At 51.6% G+C, this 23,706-nt stretch carries 21 protein-coding genes; 6 read left to right on the plus strand and 15 right to left on the minus strand.

All coding sequences use genetic code 11. The features are described from left to right. Positions 1-25: 25 nt before the first annotated feature. The 8 genes from SE18_RS16985 to nifS all read right to left on the minus strand — a co-directional run bounded on the left by SE18_RS16985 (position 26) and on the right by nifS (position 9,014). Positions 26-646, minus strand: a complete 621-nt coding sequence (locus SE18_RS16985; protein ID WP_054535658.1) for a metallophosphoesterase family protein — start codon at positions 644-646, stop codon at positions 26-28. Positions 647-1,235: 589 nt separating this feature from the next. After that, positions 1,236-1,469, minus strand: a complete 234-nt coding sequence (locus SE18_RS27225) for a hypothetical protein (RefSeq protein ID WP_152976677.1) — start codon at positions 1,467-1,469, stop codon at positions 1,236-1,238. Between the two features lie 64 nt (positions 1,470-1,533). Beyond that, positions 1,534-2,691, minus strand: a complete 1,158-nt coding sequence (locus tag SE18_RS16995; RefSeq protein ID WP_054535660.1) for a carboxylate-amine ligase — start codon at positions 2,689-2,691, stop codon at positions 1,534-1,536. Between the two features lie 107 nt (positions 2,692-2,798). Then, a complete protein-coding gene (locus tag SE18_RS17000) occupies positions 2,799-4,160 on the minus strand; it encodes a hypothetical protein (RefSeq protein WP_054535661.1) in 1,362 nt (453 codons plus the stop codon). Between the two features lie 74 nt (positions 4,161-4,234). Next, positions 4,235-5,230 carry an ATP-grasp domain-containing protein gene (locus tag SE18_RS17005; RefSeq protein ID WP_083469970.1) on the minus strand — a complete coding sequence of 332 codons (996 nt, stop codon included), beginning with the start codon at positions 5,228-5,230 and terminating at the stop codon, positions 4,235-4,237. Between the two features lie 175 nt (positions 5,231-5,405). Beyond that, positions 5,406-5,777 (minus strand): helix-turn-helix domain-containing protein, encoded by a 372-nt coding sequence (locus SE18_RS17010; RefSeq protein WP_054535662.1) that lies wholly within the window; start codon positions 5,775-5,777, stop codon positions 5,406-5,408. Between the two features lie 310 nt (positions 5,778-6,087). Beyond that, the gene (locus tag SE18_RS17015) at positions 6,088-7,545 is read right to left on the minus strand and encodes a trigger factor (RefSeq protein WP_152976678.1); all 1,458 of its coding nucleotides are present in this window, start codon (positions 7,543-7,545) and stop codon (positions 6,088-6,090) included. A 272-nt stretch (positions 7,546-7,817) separates the two neighbouring features. Continuing rightward, entirely contained in the window at positions 7,818-9,014 is a 1,197-nt protein-coding gene (gene nifS, locus SE18_RS17020; protein WP_054535663.1) for a cysteine desulfurase NifS, read from the minus strand. Between the two features lie 237 nt (positions 9,015-9,251). On the opposite strand from nifS, the gene SE18_RS17025 reads away from it, so the two are divergent. The 4 genes from SE18_RS17025 (at position 9,252) to pnp (ending at position 14,093) form a co-directional block, all read left to right on the plus strand. After that, positions 9,252-10,283: an NAD(P)H-dependent glycerol-3-phosphate dehydrogenase gene (locus SE18_RS17025; protein ID WP_054535664.1), complete on the plus strand. Its 1,032-nt coding sequence runs from the start codon at positions 9,252-9,254 to the stop codon at positions 10,281-10,283. Between the two features lie 15 nt (positions 10,284-10,298). Next, the gene (locus SE18_RS17030; protein ID WP_054535665.1) at positions 10,299-10,745 is read left to right on the plus strand and encodes a GNAT family N-acetyltransferase; all 447 of its coding nucleotides are present in this window, start codon (positions 10,299-10,301) and stop codon (positions 10,743-10,745) included. A gap of 470 nt (positions 10,746-11,215) precedes the next feature. After that, the gene (gene rpsO, locus SE18_RS17035; protein WP_054535666.1) at positions 11,216-11,488 is read left to right on the plus strand and encodes a 30S ribosomal protein S15; all 273 of its coding nucleotides are present in this window, start codon (positions 11,216-11,218) and stop codon (positions 11,486-11,488) included. Between the two features lie 247 nt (positions 11,489-11,735). Continuing rightward, positions 11,736-14,093, plus strand: a complete 2,358-nt coding sequence (gene pnp, locus SE18_RS17040) for a polyribonucleotide nucleotidyltransferase (protein WP_054535951.1) — start codon at positions 11,736-11,738, stop codon at positions 14,091-14,093. 387 nt (positions 14,094-14,480) lie between these two features. Here pnp and SE18_RS17045 read toward each other — a convergent pair whose 3' ends face one another. The 6 genes from SE18_RS17045 to SE18_RS17070 form a co-directional block, all read right to left on the minus strand. Then, entirely contained in the window at positions 14,481-15,290 is an 810-nt protein-coding gene (locus SE18_RS17045) for an AAA family ATPase (protein WP_054535667.1), read from the minus strand. Between the two features lie 3 nt (positions 15,291-15,293). Further along, positions 15,294-16,472 (minus strand): exodeoxyribonuclease VII large subunit, encoded by a 1,179-nt coding sequence (gene xseA / locus SE18_RS17050; RefSeq protein ID WP_054535668.1) that lies wholly within the window; start codon positions 16,470-16,472, stop codon positions 15,294-15,296. A gap of 271 nt (positions 16,473-16,743) precedes the next feature. Next, the gene (accB, locus tag SE18_RS17055; RefSeq protein ID WP_054535669.1) at positions 16,744-17,208 is read right to left on the minus strand and encodes an acetyl-CoA carboxylase biotin carboxyl carrier protein; all 465 of its coding nucleotides are present in this window, start codon (positions 17,206-17,208) and stop codon (positions 16,744-16,746) included. 99 nt (positions 17,209-17,307) lie between these two features. Beyond that, a complete protein-coding gene (gene efp / locus SE18_RS17060) occupies positions 17,308-17,865 on the minus strand; it encodes an elongation factor P (RefSeq protein WP_054535670.1) in 558 nt (185 codons plus the stop codon). Between the two features lie 33 nt (positions 17,866-17,898). After that, the gene (locus tag SE18_RS17065) at positions 17,899-18,984 is read right to left on the minus strand and encodes a M24 family metallopeptidase (RefSeq protein WP_054535671.1); all 1,086 of its coding nucleotides are present in this window, start codon (positions 18,982-18,984) and stop codon (positions 17,899-17,901) included. A gap of 554 nt (positions 18,985-19,538) precedes the next feature. Next, a complete protein-coding gene (locus SE18_RS17070) occupies positions 19,539-21,680 on the minus strand; it encodes an AAA family ATPase (protein WP_054535672.1) in 2,142 nt (713 codons plus the stop codon). Positions 21,681-21,821: 141 nt separating this feature from the next. Here SE18_RS17070 and SE18_RS17075 point away from each other — a divergent pair, with 141 nt between their 5' ends. After that, positions 21,822-22,289, plus strand: a complete 468-nt coding sequence (locus tag SE18_RS17075) for a peroxiredoxin (protein ID WP_054535673.1) — start codon at positions 21,822-21,824, stop codon at positions 22,287-22,289. 22 nt (positions 22,290-22,311) lie between these two features. Further along, complete coding sequence (locus SE18_RS17080) at positions 22,312-22,779, plus strand: peroxiredoxin (protein ID WP_054535674.1); 468 nt, start codon at positions 22,312-22,314, stop codon at positions 22,777-22,779. 153 nt (positions 22,780-22,932) lie between these two features. Here the strand turns inward: SE18_RS17080 and SE18_RS17085 are convergent, their stop codons facing one another. Beyond that, positions 22,933-23,559 (minus strand): response regulator transcription factor, encoded by a 627-nt coding sequence (locus SE18_RS17085; RefSeq protein WP_054535675.1) that lies wholly within the window; start codon positions 23,557-23,559, stop codon positions 22,933-22,935. Positions 23,560-23,706 lie beyond the last annotated feature (147 nt).

Raw genomic sequence — 23,706 nt, forward strand, 5'->3', positions numbered from 1 at the left:
TGCATACTGTTCAACCTTGAAATCATTAACTGGCTCTGGCGTTGCTCAAGGCCGCCATTGGTTCAATATCGAGCAAGCGATAGCCATGGGTATTTACAATTAGTGTATCACCATATTGCAAAGGCCGTTGGTCGCCATAGCCATAATTTAAATGCACATGGCCATGGATAAGATAACGTGGTGCAATTCGATCAATAAAGCGCCGTAGCGCTTGCGGCCCGCGATGAGCGCCGATGCCATCGTGCAAGCCTGCTGGTGGCGTGTGGGTAATTAACACATCCAGCCGCTGGCGATGGCGCATTTGGGCAAAAAAGACCCGGGCGCTGAGCATGGTCATGCGCCAAGCCCATTCTGCTTCGCTATATTGATGTTCGCCTGGGCGATAGCGTAACACGCCGCCAGCCCCAGCGATTAATAGCCCATTCACCATTTCAACCCGCAAATCGAGGTTATCGCAGCCCTGTGGTTTGGTCGAAACTCTGCCGTCTTCATGTTGCTCAGGTGCATCATGATTGCCGTTAACGTAAAAGCAGGGAACGTTGAGCATTGAAACAAGATACTCAAGGTAACTTGGTGGTAAATCACCACAGCCGACAATCGCATCGATCGCCCCTACACGTTGGTGCAGCGCCGATGTTTGCAACATGCTAACTACTTCGTCACTAACCGACAGGAGCCTCATCGCGCCCTCCAGAACTTCCACGATCTACACTCGTTGCAGCATTGCGTTACTCAGCAGTATAGCACAGGTCATTCCAAGGGTGAAAGGAAGAGCATAGAACATAGAGCAGAGAACAGAGCCATCGGGGGCTAGGGGTCGGGGGTTAGAAGGATAATTCGTGCAATTCGTGCAATTCGTGGCTAAGAAATCTTCGTGCGCTTCGCGTCCTTCGCGGTTTCCGTCCTTCGTGCCCTTCGTGCTCTTCGTGGACATAATCCCAATAGCCTTCGTGTGCTTGCTGGAGCAAAAGTCGCAGGAACGTTGCGAAAGCTGCGACTTTTTTGCGAGTTTTTTAGGCTTGCTCGCTGCTATACTCCTACGTGAGCGAAGAACTTTGGAAACCATCAACATCGACAATCAAGGAGGTCTGAGTTACTGATAAGGGGTTTGTTGGTAGTGCGGTGAGAGGCGCTACCTCGGCTCGTAGCTGGTGCGGTGAGAGGCGTTAGCCAAGAGCAATTCTGCGCAATAGCGCCACGGGGTGGTGTGAGTGCAGCCTTATCAAGCATTCAAACTAAAACTGACATTTAGGTAATCGATCGTTTGAGCAGTGCTGCGGCGCTGCTCTTGGCTTTTTAGCTGCATCCTTGCAACAATCCTGCTTCAAATCTGCTCCTTGGCGAGCTGCTGAATCGCTATACTCGATGGTGAGTAGAATAGCGAACACGATTGAAAGGGCTCGCCAGATGCCAAGAAGATGGTTCAGCACAAGCATAGGATGGAGCGTTTTGAGTTTGGTGTTGCTCATGGCTTTCCCTCACTCAGCCCTCTCGCCCGTTGGAAGGTAGAGAGGGCTGGCGAGGAGCGCGGCTTTAGCCACTCACTTCTTGAGTGGCTTGGTCAATTGGCACGCCTTCCATGGTTTCGCGAATCAGCTGATCGACCACGGCTTTAATATCGCCAGTTTCTTCATAGGTTCGCAACTGGCGCTCGGCACTGGTGCCATGTTTGAGCACTTGGTCAATATAATCAATTGCTGCCCGCGAACCAAGGTCATCAACCACATCGTCGACAAACTCGCGCAACTCGACCATAAGATCATGGGCTGATAGCTCTTCGCGCTTGCCAAAATCGATCAACTTGCCACCCATTCCGTAGCGGGCAGCGCGCCATTTGTTCTCGTTGATCAAGGCGCGGCTGTAGACGCGGAAGGTTTGATTTTGGCGGAACAAGCTATAAATTTTGACAAAAATCGCTTGAATCAAGCCAGCAATCATAATCGCTTCATCGACCTTGGTGGCAATGTCGCAAATCCGCACTTCCAGCGTGCCAAACATCGGGTGTGGCCGCGCATCCCACCACACTTTTTTGCCATTGTCGATGCTATGGGTTTTGAGCAAAATGTTGATATATTGCTCAAATTCAGCATACGATTGGAAGGTGTCGGGAATGCCGGTGCGTGGGAAGTTGGTGAAGATGATCGAGCGATACGATTGAAAGCCAGTTTTGCGGCCCATCCAAAAGGGCGATGAGGTTGAAAGCGCCAACAAATGCGGCAGAAAGTAGCGCGCTACGTTCATAATTTCGATGCAGGTTTCGTTATCGGGCATCCCGATGTGCACATGCATGCCGAAAATCAACAAACGCCGCGCTGCCTCTTGCATCTCCTCAATCACGCCATAATAGCGCTCGTGGGGATAAATATCTTGCTTTTGCCACGACGAAAATGGGTGCGTGCCAGCGGCGGCAATCCGCAGGCCTTTGCTAGCAGCCAAACTGCCAATCGCCCCACGCAAGCGAATAATTTCGTTGCGAGCTTCATCGACTGTGCGACAGACGTGCGTGCCCACCTCGACAATCGATTGGTGCATTTCGGGCTTCATCTGTTCGCGTAAAATCAACTGACCTTCGTCAAGAATTTGAGTGATGTACGACTTCAATTCGCGGGTTTCAGGATCGATAATTTGATATTCTTCTTCGATCCCAATCGTAAACGGAAAGTTTGGATGCCCCGGATCACGATATTCCATAAGCTCCCCCGTTGGTGTGTCAGTTGATAGTGGGCTGTTGGTGGGTTGCTGCCTGTGGTAATGCCCATTAGGATAGTTGATGTTTTGGTGCTTGTCTACGCTGAGATTTAGCCTTGCTTCGCAACCTGAAAGGTTGGGGTGGTTGAGCCGCCGCCTGCGGTCACATTCAACAAGGTCACGGTCGATAAACGCGTCAGACAGCCTTGAACTTCGGTGCCAAATAAAAATGGATCGGTATCAACTAAGCGCTGGCTAATCTGCAATTGGCCATCAACCATAGCTGGATAATCTTCGTAGGCGATGACCACCCGCTCTTGAACCACAAATGGCTCAGTTAACGCATGCTCAACTGCCGCATCCCAAGCTTCGGCCTCGGTTTCCCAGCCAATCGTAATCCCATGGCCGCCGTAATCGTCATTGGGTTTGAGCAGCAGCCGATCGCGGTTTTGCTTGATAAATTCAAGCAATTCAACTTCGTTGCCAGCATAATCGGTGCGTCCCGCCGCGACCCGCCGCGTCCATGGAATGTGCTGGGCCAGCTGTTGCTGGGTGGTTTGGCTAATGCCCGCTGCACTAGTAATCGCTGGATCTGAGAGTAAGCCGAAGATCATTTTTTTGTGCAGCAATTTGGCGCGAAAGTTATTGGCCAAGCAAATCGCTCCATCGCGATAGGCCTGAGTTAATGGGTGCTCGAAGGCTTCGTTGCCCAAGCGCTGCAAAAACTCACTGGTCAATAAGCGTTTATACACAAAGTTAACTGGCGTATCATTGGCATACAGCGTGCCAGCGTGATAGCGCAATTCTTCTGGCGCACAAATCACGGTTTTCAAGCCATGCTCGCCAAAGTATTGCTGGAATAATTGAAACTCAGAGAGGGTTGGCAAGCCATGCCAATCGACAATCGCAATCTGTGGCTCGTCGGTGCCGCCCCATTCGCGATAAATTGCCAAAAATGCTTCCAACAAGCGCTGGCGGGCTGGCAAACTTGTAACCTGATAGTGGCGCTGAAACTCCTGCATAATTGGTAATTGCTCAAACACCTGCGAAAGAATATCCTCGTAGGCGATGGCGGCTGGGCTTTCGGCGTTATATTCAACAAATTGGAACGAGCTGCTATCGCTGGTTAAAAATGAATCCAGCCGCGAAGAAACGCTCAACTCGCGGTAACCAGGCTCATAGCTAATTAAGCGTTGTTCGCCCTCGGTTAAGGCCAGCAGATTGAGCACCGTGGGCGTGCGCAAGGCATATTCCACTACGCTGCGGGCTGCTTCGGCGACCAATTGCGAAACTGAGCTAATTAAGCTCGCTTGCTCAACGCTGAGAAAATGCGGGCGCAAGACATTGCACAACGGACGGGTGCCAAAAAAAAGATTTTCTTGTTGTTGCAGGCTGGTGAGACGTTCTTGGGAAGCGCGCGCGAGATCGGGCGTGAGGAGGGCGTGATAATCACGAATCGCTTGCTCTAACATAGGCCGCTCCATCAATCGCAGCAACGAGCATAGCCAAATAGAAAGCGGCTATGCTCGCGCTTGCTTAACCATTCTTATTCACTGGTTGTGGTTGAACGAGCTTTGGGTTTGCTACTCGCGGTGAGCAACGAGTTCCATTGATAGGTAACTTTGGATTGTTTGCGTTTACCTAAGGCATAATCGATACACATATCGGCCATAGCGTTGACCACCCACGGAAAGTAGTGGTCGGTCAACGAATTAATATCCATGTCGGGAGCTGGATTGGTAAAATCGATTGCATAGGCAATGCCATCTTTAATTGCAAACTCAACCGTGTTCATATCGTAGCCAAGCGCTTCGTTGAGCTTGCGCGCCCCATCCAATACCTGTTGGCCTTCTTCTGGGGTGAGGAAGCCAGGCTCGTGGAAATAGCGATGTGGCCATGGCGCATTGGCATCAAACTTCATCACCATAAAATGCTCTTTGCCAATACACATCACGCGGGCATATTTTTCCCATTCGATGCACTCTTGCAGCATCATACATTCGGTGCCAGTGGTGTTATAGGCATCGTACAACTGATCGTAGTTGTAGAGCTTGAACACCTGCTTGAAGCCACCGCCCCACGCTGGCTTGAGAATAACCGGAAAGCCGCCGACGGCCTCGACATGCGCTTCCCACGGAATCGGGTAAATCAAATTGCGCAGCGATTCATCGACCACGCCCTCGACATATGAATGTGATGGCAAGGCGATGGTTCGCGGATGCTTGACCCCGATTGCATCGGAAAGTGATGCGCCAAAAAACTTATCGTCAGCGCTCCACCAAAATGGATTATTGACGACAACCGTGCCTTGAAGCACAGCATTTTTGAGATAGGTTCGATAGTAGGGGATTTCGTGGGAGATGCGATCAACGATTACAGCGTACTCACTCGGCTCGTTCATGGCAGTGCCGCCCAATTGCAAATATTCGGCAGTTACGCCAAGATTGCGGCGGTTGACTTCCTCGATAAATGCCGGTGGCCACGACCATTCACGCCCAACCATAACCCCAATTTTCTTATCGGCTTTTTTTGCTTTTGCCAAGCAAAACCTCCTTGTATCGGTCTAGGCTTTGAGGGAAAATCCTGTGGGTATTTGTGCGGATGCTGCTTCGTTGCGAGGCGCATCATAGCATATCAAGCGCTGCTGTGCCAAAACACCCAAGCGAGGCTTGCCTCATGCGGGGCACTTACAAGCAGATTCTTGACCATCAATTGGGTTAATTGTTGCGCTTATCATCGTTGCGATCTTGCAAATCGCGCTGAAAAAGCACAAACTCATAGACTTGTTGACGCCTATCGGGGCTGAGCGTGGTGAAAATTGAAAGTAGCGCCTCTTGTTCGCGCCGCGAATCGGAGTAGATTTTGGTTTCGGACGAGGCTGCTTCGCTGATCATTTCCAAGGCGGTGGTGCGGAACACTTGGGCTACGCCTTCGACTTCTGCAATCCGCGGCGAGGTATTGCCTGCCTCAACTGCGCTAATATACGAGCCAGAAACCCCAACTTTTGCGCCTAAGTCGTTCTGGGTCAAGCGGTCGCGGGTGCGTTTGCGTTTGATGATTGCGCCAATTGCTTCACTCAAACTAGCCATGCCAATCTCCAATCTTGCTGCTAATTCGGTTGCGATTCCTTTGCATTGTACAAGAAAACCACCGCAAAAGGCAGCAGCCAGAAGAACAGAGAGCATAGAACATAGAACATAGGAATTGCATTATTGATCCACGAAGGCCAAGAAGCCTGAAACCGCCAAGGACGCGAAGAGCGCGAAGTGTACGCAGGCTATGGGCTATAGGCTATAGGCTTTTGCCTTTTGCCTTCTGCCTTTTGATTTTTGATTTTTGACTTTAAACAAAAACGCCCCTCGCCCAATTGCTTGGACAAGGGGCCGTTTGCGAGCTGAATTAAGCAGCGCTGCTGCCAGTTGCCAATTCGACCAAGCGATCTTGCAATTTCTTGTCGAGCAACGAGCCAGCAACTTGCGAGCGCAACTCTTTTTCGAGTCGGCGGCGGGTTGGGCCACGTTGCGCATCAGGGAAATCGTTCAAGATACGTTCGATTTCGGCATTGACTTCGCTATCATCGACGCTCAAGCCTTCGGCTTCAACGATTTTGCGCACAACCAACGACGATTTCAGGCTTTCTTCGCCACGGGGCAACAATTCTTGGACTGCTTCGTCGTGGGTTTTGCCAACGATTTGCAAATATTGCTCCATGTTGATGCCATAGCGGGCCAACGATTCAACTTGCTCGTGGAGCAATTCGTGGGCGCGATCTGCCACCAAGGCATCGGGCACATCGAAGGTGGTTGCAGCAACAACTTCTTCGAGGTATTTATTCAAAACGTTGCGGCGATGATGTTCGCTTGAATTCTTGACCAAGCGATCCATCAGGTCGGCCTTGTAGGCATCCAAGTCGCCTTCGAATTCTTCCAAGCCTGGAAGTTCTTCCCAAGCTGGCAATTGGCGATTTTGAATTTCGCTGACGGTTACTTTGAAGACAACATCTTTGTCTGCAACCCGGGCATCTGGATGATCGGCTGGCAGGTGAGCGCTAATTTCGCGGGTTTCACCAGCTTTGATGCCTTTCAAGCCTGCATAGAGTTCAGGCACGATTCGACGTTCTTCCATGATTAAGGTCGTTGGTTCGCCTTCATCATCGTCATCGTCGTCATCATCGTCATCGTCATCATCGTCATCGTCATCGTCATCATCGTCATCGTCGTCATCATCGTCATCATCGTCATCATCGTCATCATCGTCATCATCGTCATCATCGTCATCGTCGTCATCGTCGTCATCGTCGTCGTCGTCATCAGCATCGAGTTTGTGCAATGGCACGCCATCGACCAAAGTTTGGACGGTAGCGGTCAATTGATCGCCTTCGCCTGCTTCTGGCTCGCCTTCGGGAGCGCTTAACACGACGTGTTTTTCACGAGCTTGATCCAACGCCACTTCCAAGGTTGCATCGGTCACTGGTTCTTCAGTCAAGTCAACCGTGATCGCCTTGTAATCGGGCAAGTTAACTTCTGGCTCGACGGGAACCAAAATGCGGAAGCGGAATGGTTCAGCTTCGACTTTTTCCAATGAAGCTTGGGCAACTGGCGTAATTTTTTCTTGATCGAGGGCAGCGCGGAAGGCCACATTAATAATTTCGTCGGTAGCTTCTTCTAAAATCGCGGCCTTGCCGTAATAATTTTCAACGATAAAGCGAGGAGCCTTACCCTTGCGGAAGCCTGGAATCGCAACCTTGCTGGCAATCCGTTGGGCGGCTTTGTTCAACTCTTTTTCTATCGTCGCTGCGTCTGGCTCGATCTCAAGCGCAACAATGCGCTTTGGTAATTGTTCAGTTGTGACTTTCACACGATCTCCAAAGTATATGCTATTTAATCGATCTTTAACTATCGCCAACGAAGGCAGTCTAGCGTGACATTATACCAGAACATCGCCTAGCTTTGGCTAGCAATTCTGACGACGTTAATCCTCGCTCAACTACTCTTTTTAATTCCTATTTAACACGATTGCCAGCCATAAATTGCCCTTTAGGGAGTGCAGGGGGATTAAATCCTCCTGCGTTTCCCGCCTTGAGTCGGGACGGAAGGGTGGTGAGACCCAAACCGCTCTTAATTGATTGCTTAATAGACAGTTTGCTCAGCCAAGAAATGGCGATACATCGGCGAAACCGCCCGCAAGCGCTCAACAATGGGTGGCAATAATTCCAATACGCGCTCGATTTGCTCGGCAGTGTTATCGCGGCCAAGGGTCATGCGCAGGCTGCCATGGGCGCGTTCGGCGCTAATTCCCAAAGCCATCAAGACATGCGATGGGTCGAGCGAGCCGCTGGTGCAGGCCGAGCCACTTGAAGCATAAATGCCCTGTTGATCAAGCAACAGCAGCATGCTCTCGCCCTCAATAAAGTCAAACGAAATATTGACATTATTCGGCAAACGCTGGGTGCGATGACCATTCAGATACACATGCGGAATTGTTGCTTCAATCCCTGAAATCAGCCGATCGCGCAGGCTGGTGATGTGGCTGACACTTTGGGGCAGTTCATCGACCGCAAGTTGCAAGGCCTTGGCCAAGCCAACAATCCCAGGCACATTTTCGGTGCCCGCCCGCAAACGCCGTTCCTGCGAGCCACCATTAATTAACGGCAGCATTGGCACGCCGCGCCGCATATACAACGCACCAATCCCTTTTGGCCCATAAAATTTATGCGCCGTTAGGCTCAACAAATCAACATTCAATTCTTTAACATTAATTGGTTGTGCCCCGATTAACTGCACTGCATCGGTATGAAACAGCACATCGTGTTCGCGGCAGACCGCGCCCAATTCGGCAATTGGCTGAATTGTGCCAATCTCGTTGTTGGCCGCCATAATGCTGACCAAAACCGTGGTTGGGCGAATTGCAGCCCGTAAATCGGCAACCGAAACCAAGCCAGTGCTATCGACTGGCAAGATGGTTATTTCAAAGCCAAAGTGTTCAAGATATTCAACCGCATGCAGCACCGCGTGATGTTCAATCGCGCTGGTGATGATGTGATTGCCTTTGCCTGCGTCACGCTGAGCAAACGCCACGCCTTTGATCGCCAGATTATCGGCCTCGGAGCCGCCGCTGGTAAACACAATTTCTTTGCGTTTTGCGCCCAACAAGCTGGCGACAGTTTCGCGGGCCTCGTCTACGCCTTCGAGCGCGGCGCGGCCCAGCCGATAGATGCTTGATGGATTGCCGTAGGCTGTGTTGAAATAGGGCAACATCGCCTCAACGACCCTTGGATCAGTTGCAGTCGTCGCTGCATGATCGAGATAAATTGTTTCTGGTGCCATTCCAGACCACCTTTTGCTGCTAATTGCAAGTTTGTCGCTGGTTTGATTTTACCGCTGTTTAGCCCCAAATTGCTGTAAACATTTCGCTACATTCAGCATGGCCCTGCCAGCAGAATGGCAAAATCGTGGGCTTGGAGCACAGCTTGCAATCGCTGGTTTAGCTAGATTCAATGTGGGACTCCTACGACTAATGGTATGCTAAGAAGAGCTGAATCGCAATATTTGGGAGGCACAACTATGATTCAACGGCTTGACGTAGCAGTCATCGGCACAGGCAATTGGGGCACAACCTTGGCCTTGGTTTTGGCGCGTGGCGGGCGCAATGTCACGCTGTTTGGCCGTAATCAAGCAGAGGTTGAGCAACTGCAAGCTGCTGGCGAAAACAGCCGTTTTTTGCCTGGGCAGCGCTTTCCTGCCAATTTGGGCTTGGCGTTTGAGCCGGCGCTCGCAGCCAAAGCCCAAGTTATTTTGTTGGCCGTGCCTTCCAAAACGATTCGCAGCAATGCGCTACAACTTGCGCCGCTGCTTGCCCCCGACACAATTGTGCTTAGCTGCGCCAAAGGCATCGAGACTGGCAGCCTTGAAACGATGAGCGAAGTCTTGGCCGAGGCACTCAGCACCCATCCACGCGGCTTGATTGGCACACTCTCAGGGCCAAATATCGCCAACGAAATTGCCCAAGGCTTGCCCTCGACCACTGTTGTGGCTTTAAGTGATGATCAGGCTGGTCAGCGGGCGCAAAGCTTGCTCACCACCACATTAATGCGCATCTATCGTTCAAGCGATGTGATTGGGGTGGAGCTTGGCGGCGCACTCAAAAATATTGTGGCGCTTGGAGCTGGTATCTGCGATGGTATGGGATTGGGCGATAATGCCAAAGCGGCCTTTATCACCAGAGGTTTGGCCGAGATGACTCGCTTGGGTATGGCACGGGGTGCGCATCCGCTGACTTTTGCTGGCTTGGCAGGCTTGGGCGACTTAATTGCTACATGTGCCTCGCCACATAGCCGCAACCGCCGTTTGGGTGAAGCGCTTGCTCGGGGCCAATCGCTGGAAACTGCGTTGGCCCAGCTTGGCCAAGTTGCCGAAGGCGTGAACACCACCGCCACTGCGCGCCAACTGGCCCAACACTATAATGTCGAATTACCAATTGCCGATGAATTGTATCGTGTGTTGTTTGAAGGCAAATCGCCGCAACAGGCAGGGCTTGATTTGATGCAGCGCGACCCTAAAAATGAATTGGCAGGCTTGCAAGGGCTATTTGCTTAATCGAGGAGCTGAGCAATGCAAGAGTTACGATCATTTACCAAGCAGCATTTGGCCGAATTAGCGCCGTTGATTGCCGCCAGCAGCGCCGAAGGCTATAGCATGGTGCAACGACTGTATGACGAGTGGCAAAGTGGAGTCCAAACGTTTTCGCAGCCAGGCGAAGGCTTTTGGGGCATTTGGCAAGGCCAGCGTTTGCGGGCAATTGGCGGCATCAGCATCGATCCCTATCAACCGACAGCGACAATTGGCCGCATTCGCCATGTGTATGTGTTGCCTGCGTGGCGGCGGCATGGCTTGGCCCAACAACTTGTGCTGCACAGCCTGAAGCATGCAGCTGGTCATTTTGCCAAAATCAGTTTATACACCAATAATCCAGCGGCGGCGAAACTCTACGAGGCCTGTGGGTTTGAGCCAGCTACGGGCTTAGTGCGCAGCACCCATTGCTACAACTACCAAGGTTAGCAGCAATGAGGCTTTTAGCGTGTACTGGTTCATTGGATTGGCAGCATGTGCATTCTCGCACCCCAACCTTCTTCCAAACGTTGGTTTACGCTGCTCACCACCAAATCTGTAGGTTCATCACTGGATGTGGTTCAAACGCGGATTGTCCTTTTAGGGGGTGCAGGGGGGTAAAGCCCCCTGCGTCTCCCGCCTTGAGGCGGGACGGAAGGGTCGTGATCAATCAATGGGCGAGAGAAGGGAGTGGTTAAGGCTATAAACCAGTACCATATGGCTTTTAGCGCATTAGCATGAGCTATTTCGCTTAAGATTCTCATCCAGTTCTCATCCGAAATGTTAAATCGGCTTGACATATCGATTTGCACAGAATCGATTTTGCTGGTATACTCGCAGCCAATGTGCCGCGAATGACGTTGCACAGGGAAGGGTGGGAAAACCGGCATTCCCATGCCCAATTAACAAGGAGGCACACCGTGTCGCTGGATCAAGAAAAATCAACCGTTATCAATAACTATAAACTGCACGAAACAGATACTGGCTCGGCAGATGTGCAAATTGCCCTTTTGACCGACCGCATCAACCAATTAATCGAGCACTTGAAATTGCACAAGCAAGATCACCACTCACGTCGTGGTTTGCTGAAGTTGGTTGGTCGTCGCCGTCGCTTGTTGGCCTACCTGAGCAAAAAAGACAATGCTCGGTTCCGCGCTGTCAGCGAACGCTTGGGTCTGCGGATCAAAGCCTAAATTGGGTAAAGTGTTTGCTTGCAAAGCATGCTAAAATACACGTCTGGGAGTACAGTTGCTCCCAGACGTTTTTGTGTTGAGCCACAATAACGCCTCGTTGGCTCAATGATTGCAGTAAAGAGGCGCACTGATGGTTTTGTGGACGTTAGGAATTGGCGCGTGAACAGTGACCGATGTTGCTGTGCAGGCTCCAGTGCCTAACGATCCACGTTGTGAAGCACCCAAGTGGGGTGTTTGGAGGCATATTTTGACTGAACATCAAGTTCATAGTGTAACGGTGGAGCTTGCAGGTCGCCCATTGACGATTGAAGCAGGCCGCGTTGCTCAGTTGGCCAATGGCGCAGTTTTAGTTCGTTACGGCGATACGGTCTTGTTAGCAGCAGTTACTGCTTCAAATGAACCACGCGAAGGGATTGATTTCTTCCCTTTGACCGTCGATTACGAAGAAAAAATGTACGCCGCTGGTAAAATTCCAGGGTCGTTCTTCAAACGTGAAGGCCGACCAACCGAAACCGCGATTTTGACCTCGCGTTTGACCGACCGCCCATTGCGGCCTTTGTTTCCCAAAGGTTATTACAATGATGTGCAGGTTTCGATCACCACGCTTTCAACCGACCAAGTGAATGATCCAGGCCCCTTGGCAATTATTGGCGCTTCGGCAGCCTTGGTGATTTCGGATATTCCATTTGCTGGGCCAGTTGCCGCAGTGCAAATGGGCCATATCGATGGCGTTTTTGCAATCAATCCCGTGATGGGCTTGATGGAAAATAGCCGGCTCGATTTGGTTGTTTCTGGCACCAGCGAAGCAGTAATGATGGTCGAGGCCAGCGCCTACGAATTGACCGAAGCTGAAATGCTCGAAGCAGTCAAGCGCGGTCACGAAGCCATGCAATCGGTTATCCAAGCCCAGCTTGAATTGGCCGAAAAATGTGGCAAGCCCAAAAAAGAATTTGTGGCTCCTGTCGTCGATACCAGCCTACAAGATGAAATCAAAGCTTGGATGGGCAATCGCTTCTTAGAAGCCTTGAACAACAGCGACAAAACTGCACGCGAAGATGCAACCGATGCCTTGCGGCTTGAAGTGCTCGAAAAATTCAGCGCTGGTGCAACCGAAGAAGAATTGGCTGCTCGCGTTAAGACCGTTACCAAAGCCTACGATGGCTTGGTTAAAAATGAAGTTCGCTCTTCAATTCTTGAGCAAGGCATTCGGGTTGATGGCCGTAAGGTCAACGAAATTCGCCCAATCGCTGTTGATGTTGGGGTGTTGCCTCGGGTTCACGGCTCGGGCTTATTTACCCGTGGCCAAACCCAAGTGCTGACCGTGGCAACCCTTGGCTCGCCTGGCGATGAACAACGCCTTGACGATTTGGGAATTGAAACCACCCGCCACTATATGCACCACTACAACTTCCCTGCCTTCTCGACTGGCGAAGCTCGGCCTTCACGTGGCCCACGTCGCCGCGATATTGGGCACGGCAAGTTGGCAGAACGGGCTTTGGTGCCAGTGTTGCCAGAAAAAGATTCATTCCCTTACACCATGCGCTTGGTTTCGGAAGTGTTAGCATCCAACGGTTCATCGTCGATGGCCTCAGTTTGTGGCTCGTCGTTGGCTTTGATGGATGCTGGGGTTCCAATTAAAGCTCCAGTTGCTGGCGTAGCAATGGGCTTGATTACTGGCAAAGAAGCTGGCCAATTCAGCGTCTTGACCGACATCCAAGGCTTGGAAGATGCCTTGGGCGATATGGACTTCAAGGTTGCTGGCACCAGTGCTGGCATCACCGCGCTGCAAATGGACATCAAAACCACAGGCATCACCTACGAAATTATGCAGCAAGCCTTCGAGCAAGCGCGCCAAGGCCGCGTGTTCATTCTCGATAAGATGAATGAAATTATCAACACTGCGCGCAATGATATTTCGCAATTTGCCCCACGGATTATCACCCTGCAAATTGAGCCATCGAAGATCGGTGCCTTGATTGGGCCTGGTGGTAAGACGATTCGCTCAATTATCGAGCAAACTGGCGCTCAAATCGACGTTGAAGACGATGGCCGCGTATTCGTGACCACGCCTGACGCTGATGGCGCACGCTTGGCTCAATCGTTGATCGAAGGCTTGACCCGCGAAGCCAAAGTTGGCGAAATCTTCACTGGTAAAGTTGTACGGATTATGCCATACGGCGCGTTCGTCAACATTTTGCCAGGCAAAGATGGCATGGTTCACGTTTCCGAACTCGATGAAAAACGGGTCGAAAACGTCGAAGATGTGGTCAAAATTGGCGACGAATTGACTGTGATGGTGATCGATGTTGAGCCAGGCACTGGCAAGCTCAGCCTTTCACGCCGCGCAATTCTCACTGGCGAAACTGCTGAACAACGCAAGAGCAGCAGCAGCAAAGGCGGCCCACGCGGTGGTAATGGTGGCGGCGGCGACCGCGGCCCACGTCCAGGTGGCGATCGCGGCCCACGCCCAGAAGGTGGCGACCGTGGCCCACGCCCTGAGGGAGATCGCGGCCCACGCCCTGAAGGCGACCGCCCTCGTGAAGGTGGCGACCGTGGCCCACGCCCAGGTGGCAACGACCGCCGTGGTGGCGGCTTCCGCGGCTAAATCTACTCGTTAGTTGTTGATCCACGAAGCGACACGAAGAGCACGAATCTTCGCGTCCTTCGTGGATTATTTTTTAACGCAGAGGCATATTAAGGATGAGGGATGAGGGATGAAGGATGAAAGGCATAGAACAGCATCAGACAAATCTGGGTAATCTGTGGCAAAAAATACGTATTCGTGGTTTTTAACGCAGAGGCATATTAAGGATGAGGGATGAGGGATGAAAAGTATAGAATATAGGGCTATAGGCTTGAGGCTATCGAGCGATCTGTGGCTAAAAAATAATCTTCGTGTTCTTCGCGTTCTTCGTGGTTTCCGTCCTTCGTGCGCTTCGTGCCCTTCGTGGATCAAAACCGATCCCCAACAACTATTCCCCAACCCCCATTTCTACAAATGACGTAAAAAGCGATCAGGCTGGTTGAGAAAATCGCGCAACAACGTCACATGCTCAATTGCGTTATATTCAATTGGTTGCAAGCCCGCTGCGCTAATTTGCAGCAACTGGGCCTTGGGATAGGCCATAATAATCGGCGAGTGGGTTACAATCACAAATTGGCTTTGTTGCTGCTCAACTGCATCACGTATGAGCGCCAACAAACTCAATTGGCGAATGGGCGCTAATGGTGCTTCAGGTTCGTCGAGCAAATATAAGCCATTGGGCACAAAACGCGATTGAAACAAACGCAGAAAACTCTCGCCATGCGAAGCGTGATCGAGACCCTCGCCATAACGATGGCGCAGCTCGCCCAAGGTACGCGAATGGGTTTGGCGGGCTTGAGCACGAGCCAATGGCGAAAGCGTGGTATCGGCTTCGACCTCGCGCAAGCCAATTTCAGCCTCGATGCGTAATTGATTCAAGCGCTGAGCATAGCCAAAAAAATCTTCAGCCCGCAGGAAAAAGCCTCGCCCAGAGCGCTTGCGCCAACTCAGGTGCAAATATCTCGCCAAGCGTTGGGCTGAGGTCAGGCTTTGATCCTGCTCAAGATCGTAGGTGCCGACAGCGATTGAACGGGCAGCCACCGCCAAGCCTTCTAAAAAAGTCGATTTGCCAGAGCCATTATCGCCAACAATAATCGTGACTGGCGCGGTAAAATCGATTTCATGGTCAATCAAGGCCTGAATTGCTGGCACATTCAACGGAAATTGCTCGCGATCATCGGCGGTTGGTGCTTTGACTTTGAGGCTGGCTAATAACATCGCTTAATCTCGCAGCTCATCAATTGTGGCCTGAATTTGGCCGTGATGTAGTTGAATGCTGATTGTTTCGCCCACCGCAACTTGGTTGCGATTGGTGATGGCGTGGCCTGCGTGCAACACCACCGCATAGCCACGGGCCAAGGTGCGTTCGGGATTGAGTGCCACTAAACTACGCTCAGCAACTTGCACTTTCAAACGAGCCATTTCAAGCATGCGTTGCATGGCGCGTTGCAAGCGCTGTTGCTGGATGGTCATATGCTCATGGCCTTGTTGCAAGCGCAATTGGGGATCGTGACGGAGCAATTGTTGTTGCTGCTGGTTGAGTTCGCTGCGCAACAATTGCAAACGTCCTTGGAACAAACCATGCAATAACCCAACCTGATTGATCAATTCATCGCGCAGCGTGGCCAAATCGGGCGTGACCAACTCGGCGGCGGCAGAAGGCGTTGGCGCGCGCAAATCGGCAACAAAATCAACGATCGTTGTATCTGTTTCATGACCAACGCCCGTGACGACTGGTACTGGCGAGGCAAACACCGCGCGGGCTACAATCTCTTCGTTGAAGGCCCAGAGATCTTCAATTGAGCCACCGCCACGGGCCACAATAATCACATCTGGCTCGAAATCGAACAGCTCATACAAGGCCTCGACAATTGATGGCGCTGCATCTTCGCCCTGCACGAGGGCTGGCGCGATAATAACTTCGGCCAATGGAAAGCGACGGCGCAGCACATTCAACATATCCTGCAAAGCCGCGCCAGTAGGCGAGGTAACAATACCGATGCGTTGCGGAAAAAGTGGTAAAGGGCGTTTGCGCTCGGTTAAGCCTTCGGCTTCGAGTTGGGCTTTGAGCCGTTCGTATTGAGCTTGCAAAAGGCCTTCGCCAGCAGGGGTGATGAAATCGAGATACAGTTGCAAGCGTCCGTTATACAGCTCGACTTTGCCATGGCCCAAAATTGCCATGCCATCTTGCGGGAGGTAGCTAAGCCGTAAGGCAGTTGACCGCCAAATAACCGCATCGATCCGCGCATCGGCTTCCTTGAGCGTTAAATACCAATGGCCCGATGAATGGCGTTTGCAATTGGAAACCTCGCCAAAGACCCAAACGTCGCTGACGACGGGATCGCTGGTGAGCACCGCATTGATATACCCACATAATTCACTGACTGAAAGTTGTTCCATGGCTTGGCCTGCTTACTGAGGATAGTAGCACAATTGTACGAGGAATTAGCCAAAAAAACAATCGTCGATTGTTAAACCACTGAGTTAACCCACGTTCCAAAATAGTATTTCACGTAGATCATTCTATGATTACAATGCACAAATTGTCCTTTAGGGGGTGCAGGGGGATGAAAACCCCCTGCGTTTCCCTCCAGGGGAGGGACGGAAGGGTGGCGAAGCTTACATTCTTGTAAACATTAATGCCTTAACCCTCCCAAGAATATTTTGCAACTTAATCAAGCGGCACGATTGAAATCAGCACTTGGCCATACTCGACTGGCTGGCTATTTTCAACGTGAATGACTGCGACGCGGCCATGAATTTCGCTTTCAATTTCGTTCATCATCTTCATGGCTTCGACAATGCCGATCACATCGCCTGGATGCACTTCATCGCCAACTTTGACGTAGGGTGGATCTTTGGGCGATGGCGAGGCATAGAAGGTCCCAACCATGGGCGAGGTAATTGGCTGGCCGATTGATGCAGCTGGAGTTTCGGCGCTGCTGGCAGCAGGAGCCGCAGCTACGCCGCTGGTCACCACGACTGGGGCCGCCACAGCATAGGGCGTGCGCTTGACATGAATCTTGGCATCGCCACGCTCAAGGCTCAACTCGGTAATATCGGTTTGGGTGATTAAACGGAGCAACTCACGCACATCCTCGGTGAGTAAATTATGTTCTGGCGTTTGCTCACTCATGGGCTAACATCCTCAACTACACTTTTAGAAATGGCGACGGCGCAGGGAACGTGCCCAGCGCCGTGATGATCAGCTTTAAACTACGCGGCGCAACTCCACCTAGATCCGGGTGAGGTACTTGCCGTTGGTGGTATCGACCCGAATCCGTTCGCCGACGGCGACAAATGATGGCACTTGGACCACCAAACCGGTATCGGTTGTTGCAGGCTTGCCGCCACCTGAAGCGGTATCGCCTTTGTAGTTTGGCTCGGTTTCGACTACCGTCATCTCGACTGATGATGGCAACGAAATGTCCAATACTTCGTCTTCATAGGTCAAGACATCGAAGGTTTCGTTTTCGCGAATGTACAACAAGGCATCTTCGAGCAAATCCACGCTGACGGGGAATTGATCGTAGGTTTCGGTGTTCATCACGTAGATGTAGTTATCTTCGCGGTAGAGATATTGCACATTGCGGGTTGACAAGCGGGCTACTTCGAAGCGTTCGCCAGCCATAAAGGTTTTGACAGTGGTGGCACTGGTGCGGACATTGCGTAAGGTCAGGCGCAAGAATGCCGTCCCACGACCTTGCTTAACGTGGTTAGCTTCCATCACGCGGAACAATTCACCATCAATAATGAGGGTTAGACCTTTGCGTACTTCACCTGTTGAGACCATGATACAAAAACTCCCTTTGGGTTGTAATAAATTTTAGGCTTGCTCGATCACAATAATCGGGTCAAGTGGTGACTGTGTAAGAGTTTCAACGCCATTGGCATTGAGCAGAACCAAGTTTTCGAGCCGCACGCCGCCCCAATCGGGCAGATAAATACCCGGCTCGATGCTGAAAATTGAGCCAACTGGCAGCAGATCGTTGTGCACGCGGCTGAGCCGTGGCTCTTCGTGAATCTGCAAGCCAACCCCGTGGCCAGTGCCATGGCTGAAATATTCGCCATAGCCTGAGGCCTCGATGACATTGCGTGCCAAAGCATCAGCCTCTTTGCCTGTGGTGTTGGCGGTGATGCCGTTGGTGGCATCCGCAAGTGCGTGGCGCACAATGCCATAAATTTCGTCGAATTTGGCATCGGGCTGGCCCAGCACGAGGGTGCGCGTCATATCGCCATGATAGCCAGCATACAGCGCGCCAAAATCAATCACAATCGGTTGACCTTGGCCAAGTGGCGCGTTGCCAGCGTGATAATGGGGCAAGGCACTATTCAGGCCAGCACCCACGATAATCTCAAAGGCTAAGCCATCGCCGCCATGCTCCACAATCGCTTTATGCAATTCCCAAGCAACTTCACGTTCGAGCATGCTTGGGCGCAACATTGGCTTGACTGCTGCCAAGGCTTGATCGGTAATGTTAATTGCTTGACGCAAGGCCGCAACTTCTTCGCTGCTCTTGATCGCGCGGAGTTGCTCAGTCAACGAACCAATGGCAACCAAGGTTACATCAGCAGGCAAGGCTTGGCGCAAAGCATTGTAATCGGCAACGCTGAGTGTCGCTGGCTCGTAGCCCAAACGCTTGATTGGCGCAACATAGCGGCCAACGCAGCTATACAACGTTTCATCAAGCGTGCGCGTGATGGTTTCAAAGTGGCTGGCCTCTTGCGCTGCTTGCACGGTATAGCGGCCATCGGTAATTAATAATGCCCGTTGAGCATCAATTAATAACACGCCCGCCGAACCACTAAACCCGCTCAGATACCGCCGATTTTGGCTATTGACCACCAACAATCCATCAATTTGGGCTGCTTCAAAAAGCATCCGCAACGCTGCGAGCCGTTCTTGAGACACCGCGCACCAGCCTTTCAGCACACTACAAGCCCGCTTGGGGTTGCCAACGGGCTTTGTGTAGTATATATGCCATCAAAGATGCTTGTCAAACGTTTTTTATTGTAAAGCTATGATAGAGAACAGAGAGCAAAGAACATAGAACATAGGATGTTGGGGGTTGGGGATCAGGGGTCGGGGATTGGACGATAGGCTCTTGGCTTTGGGCTATTGGCTATAGGGTATGAAAAAATCATCTGGGCTAATCTGTGACAATCTGTGGCTAAAAGAACGATCATTCGTGCAATTCGTGCAATTCGTGGCTAAAAGAACGATCATTCGTGCTCTTCGTGCGCTTCGTGGATCAATCCGTTAACGCAGAGGCGCAGAGAGAAAAGATAAAGTATGAAGTATGAGGGATGAAGGATGAAATGTGGGGTATAGCAGGATAATCCAAACAATCTGTGGCTAAAAAATCGTTCTTCGTGCTCTTCGTGCGCTTCGCGGTTCCTATCGTTTGTGCAATTTGTTGATCAAAACCTTCCGATCCCCGACCTCCAACACCCGATCCTCAACTTCTACTGATAACTCGCTGCTAGGTGGAGACTGGCTTGGGCTGCGCCTGCAAAATCGCCTAATGCCTCGAAGGCTTGGCGGGCTGCGTCGAAACTAGCACGCGCCGCGAGCACATCGCCCTCCAACGCCCAGGCTCGACCAAGCCCAAGCATGCGCAGCGGCGTTGTTTCCAAGCTAAGCGCCCGTTGATAGAGTGTGACTGCTGCTTGGCCCGAGGCCATAATCAAGGCATGATAGCCAGCCATTTCTGCGTAGCGCGCTGCTTCGTGGGCATTGCCCGCAGCTTCATAATGGCTGGCCAATTGCACCGCCACTAGTGGCAACATACCCGCATAACTGGCGGCCAAAGCTTCGGCAGCCCGCCGATGAAACACTTGGCGCCGCGCCGTACTAAGCTGTTGCTGCCAAACTTCAGCAATCAGCGGGTGGGCAATTTGATATTGGCCCGTTTGCTCAGCCAAAATGCCTTGCTGCAATAAGAGATCAAGCATATCGAGGGCTTGATCTTCGTCGCAATGGCTGACCTGTTGCAACAATTCTAGCTTACTGTTGATGCCCAAAATCATGGCGGCTGAGAGCAAGGCTTGGGCAGCACTCGGCAAACTGATTAAGCGTAAGCCCAATACATCAGCCAACGAGCTAGGAATTTGCTCGCTGGGAGCTTGGATTAATTCATGCAAAAAGTAGGGATTGCCCCGGCTGCGCTGATAAAGTTGGGTGCTGCGTTGCATATCACCGCCGTGTTGGCGAACCAATTGGGCGCTTTCGCTGGCACTCAGCGGTTGCAACTCATGGCGTTGGGCGATGTGGTTGCGTTGCCAATGCCAAATCAAATTGGCCAATTCACCTTGCACCTGATTAGCTCGATAGGTCAGGATAATCAGCACTGGCTTGGATTGCAAGCGTTCCGCAGCAAAGCCCAGCCAACCAAGCGAAAGTTGATCGGCCCAATGCGCATCGTCAAGCACCAACACCAAAGGCTGATCGGCAAAGAGCATCAACACTTGCACCATGGCCTCGAAAATTCGCCGCCGTTCTTCGGCGGGCGTGGCAGTGCTCAGCGGCGGCACAATCTCGCGTTGCTTAAAATCGGGAATCAAGCGCGCCAACTCGCTCTGCCAGTAGGGCGCTAATGGTGATTGTGCGCCAAACAGCCAATCCAACAATGCAGTTTGGTCGGTCCAGGCTAAAAATGGCGCAAATGGTAGCAATTGGGTAATTTCCAGCCCGCGAGCCACAATCACCCGATGCACTTCGCGAATTTGGCCCAGCCATGTTTGCCACAAGCTGGTTTTGCCAATCCCTAGCTCGCCAGTGAGCAATACAACTTGGAGTTGCTGGTGCAAACTGGCTTGCCACGCTTGATGCAACAACGCGTAATCACGCTCGCGGCCAATTAATTGGGCCTTGTTGGTTGGAGTGGGCAAGTGTGGCGGTTGAAGCGGTGCGCTCGTTGGCGAGCCAAGAATTTGCATCCGCAGCGCTTGGGTTGCTGCTGCTGGATCCAAGCCTAGTTGTTGCTCAAGTTGATAGTGGAAATTGGTGTAGTGTTGTAAGGCATTGGCCCGTTGATCAAGCGCCAAGCACGCTTGAATCGCCGCTTGGACAAATGGCTCATGCAGCGGATCAATCGTCAGGCCATGGCTGGCAAGCTGGAGTTTTTGATGCCAATCATCGCAGCGTTGCAACCCCTGTTCAAGCAATTGCAGATAGTGCTGATGCAGCCGATTGCGCTCTTGCAGCAGCCACAATTCAAACTCTGGCGCATCGCGCAAATTCAGGCCATCGAGCAATGGGCCACGATAACATCCAAGCAGCTTTGTGAGATCAGGCTGATCGAATTGCCATAATGTGTGCAGATCGTTCCAGCACTCGCTGCCCAAGCTCAAACGATCATCGTGGCTGCGAATGCAATCGTTGCCCAGTTGTTGGCGCAACAGCCAAAGGCAATTGCTCAAGTTTTTGCGCGCCGCACTGCTGCTACTTTCGGCCCAGAGCAAACCCAAAATGCGTTCGCGCGGCTGTGGCTGTGGTTGGCATGCCAAATAGGCCAATAACGCTATGGCCTTGGCATTGGTCAGGTTAATCAATTGCTGGTTGTAGAAAATTTGCGGCTGGCCCAAAAAATAATAGCATCGTTGCATCGCCATTCCCAACCCAAAATCACCTAGCCAGCATTTTAAACCAAAATTGTATGAACTGGGAATGAACTAAGGAAACCAAACAGGAAAGTAGCTTGCAATAATAGTATGAGTGAATAGTGATTAATCGTGGAGCAACGCCCAATGACGACCGCAACCGCTGGCAAACTACAAATAGGCGACCGCGCCCCAAACTTTCGGCTGCCCAACCAAAATGGCGCAATCGTCGATCTCAACGATTTGCTGGGCAAGCAGCATATTGTGCTCTTTTTCTATCCCAAAGATGATTCGCTGATTTGCGTGGCCGAAGTCTGTGCTTTTCGCGACCAATATGAAGTATTCAAGCAAGCAGGCGCCGAAGTCATTGGCGTAAGCAGCGATTCGGTTGAATCGCATAAGCAATTTGCGGCCAAACAGCGCTTGCCGTTTACCTTGCTGAGCGATGGCGATAGTGCGGTGCGCAAAGCCTATGGCGCAACCACGCTGGGCATTTTTACTGGCCGCGTCACCTACATTATCGATCCGCAAGGCACGATTCAACATATTTTCTCATCACGCTTGAATGCCCAAAAACATATTGACGAATCGTTACGGATTCTGCAACAAGCCTAAATTTTAGTGGGGAGTTTTTAAGATGGCGACTGCAACCACTGGCAAACTGAGCGTTGGCGATCAAGCTCCAGCGTTTAGCCTGCCCAACCAAGCTGGCCAAATGATCGATCTCCAAAGCCTGATTGGCCACAAGAAAATCGTTTTGTTTTTCTATCCCAAGGATCATTCTGCTGGCTGCGTGGCCGAAGTGTGTGCTTTTCGCGACCAATACGAGGTATTCAAACAGGCTGGAGCTGAAGTGATTGGCATTAGCAGCGATTCAGTTGAATCGCACGAGCAGTTTGCCGCCAATCATCGGCTACCATTTACCTTGTTGAGCGATCGCGATGGCACGGTGCGCAAGCTCTATGGTGCAACGACCTTGGGTATTTTGGCAGGCCGCGTAACGTATATCATCGATCAAAAGGGCACGATTCAGCATATTTTCTCGTCGATGCTCAATTTCAACAAACACATCAGCGAAGCGCTGCGCATCATCAACGAGGCCTAACCACGAAGGCTATAGGCTATTGGCTTTTGATCCACGAAGGACACGAAGCGCACGAAGGCGTTAAAATTTCGCGTTCTTCGTGTCCTTCGCGGTTTCAAGCGTAATTTTGCCTTTTGACTTTCCTTCATCCCTCATACTTCATACTTCATCCTTTTACGTCAGGCTGATCAGTTTTTGGCGCACGGCGATGCTGACGGCCTCGGTGCGGTTGGTTGCGCCAAGCTTGCCCAAGATGTTTTGCACATGGACTTTGACTGTGCGCAGCGCAATATCAAGCTCTAGCGCAATCTCGCTGTTGGAGCGCCCACGGCCCAGCAGGTGCAGCACTTCTAACTCGCGCGGCGTCAACGATTCTGGCTGGGGATTGCTCACGCCAGCCACCAGTTTGGCGGCAATATCGGGCGCAAGATGGGTCATGCCACGGGCAACCGCTTGAATTGCCGAAACCAACTCATCAGCAGAAGCATCCTTGAGCAAGTAGCCCTTGGCACCCGCCCGCAAAGCCGCCCAAATAAACTCATCGGTGGCATAGGTGGTGAGCACCAGCACTTTGGCTTGGGGCCAGCGTTGGCACAGCTGACCAATTGCGGTCGGGCCATCCATCACCGGCATTTGCAAATCCATCAATACGACATCTGGTAGTTCTTGGGCATAAAGATGCAGCGCTTCTTGGCCATTGGCAGCCTCACCCACAATCGCAATGCTGGCTTCATCCTCCAAAACTGCAATCAGGCCCTCGCGAACAATCCGTTGATCTTCAACAATTGCAACTCGAATCATGGCAAAATCCTCGGCGATGGCGTTTTTAGCGCCGTACTATCAGCTAGCTATCAGCTTAACACGGGTCTCGCCCGATCTGATTATGCTATAATGGCGCTTATACGAGGGCCAAAAGCCCTTCTTTTTTGGATTAAATGCCCGCTTGCG

This window comes from Herpetosiphon geysericola, from assembly GCF_001306135.1.
GTDB classification, from domain to species: Bacteria; Chloroflexota; Chloroflexia; order Chloroflexales; family Herpetosiphonaceae; genus Herpetosiphon; species Herpetosiphon geysericola.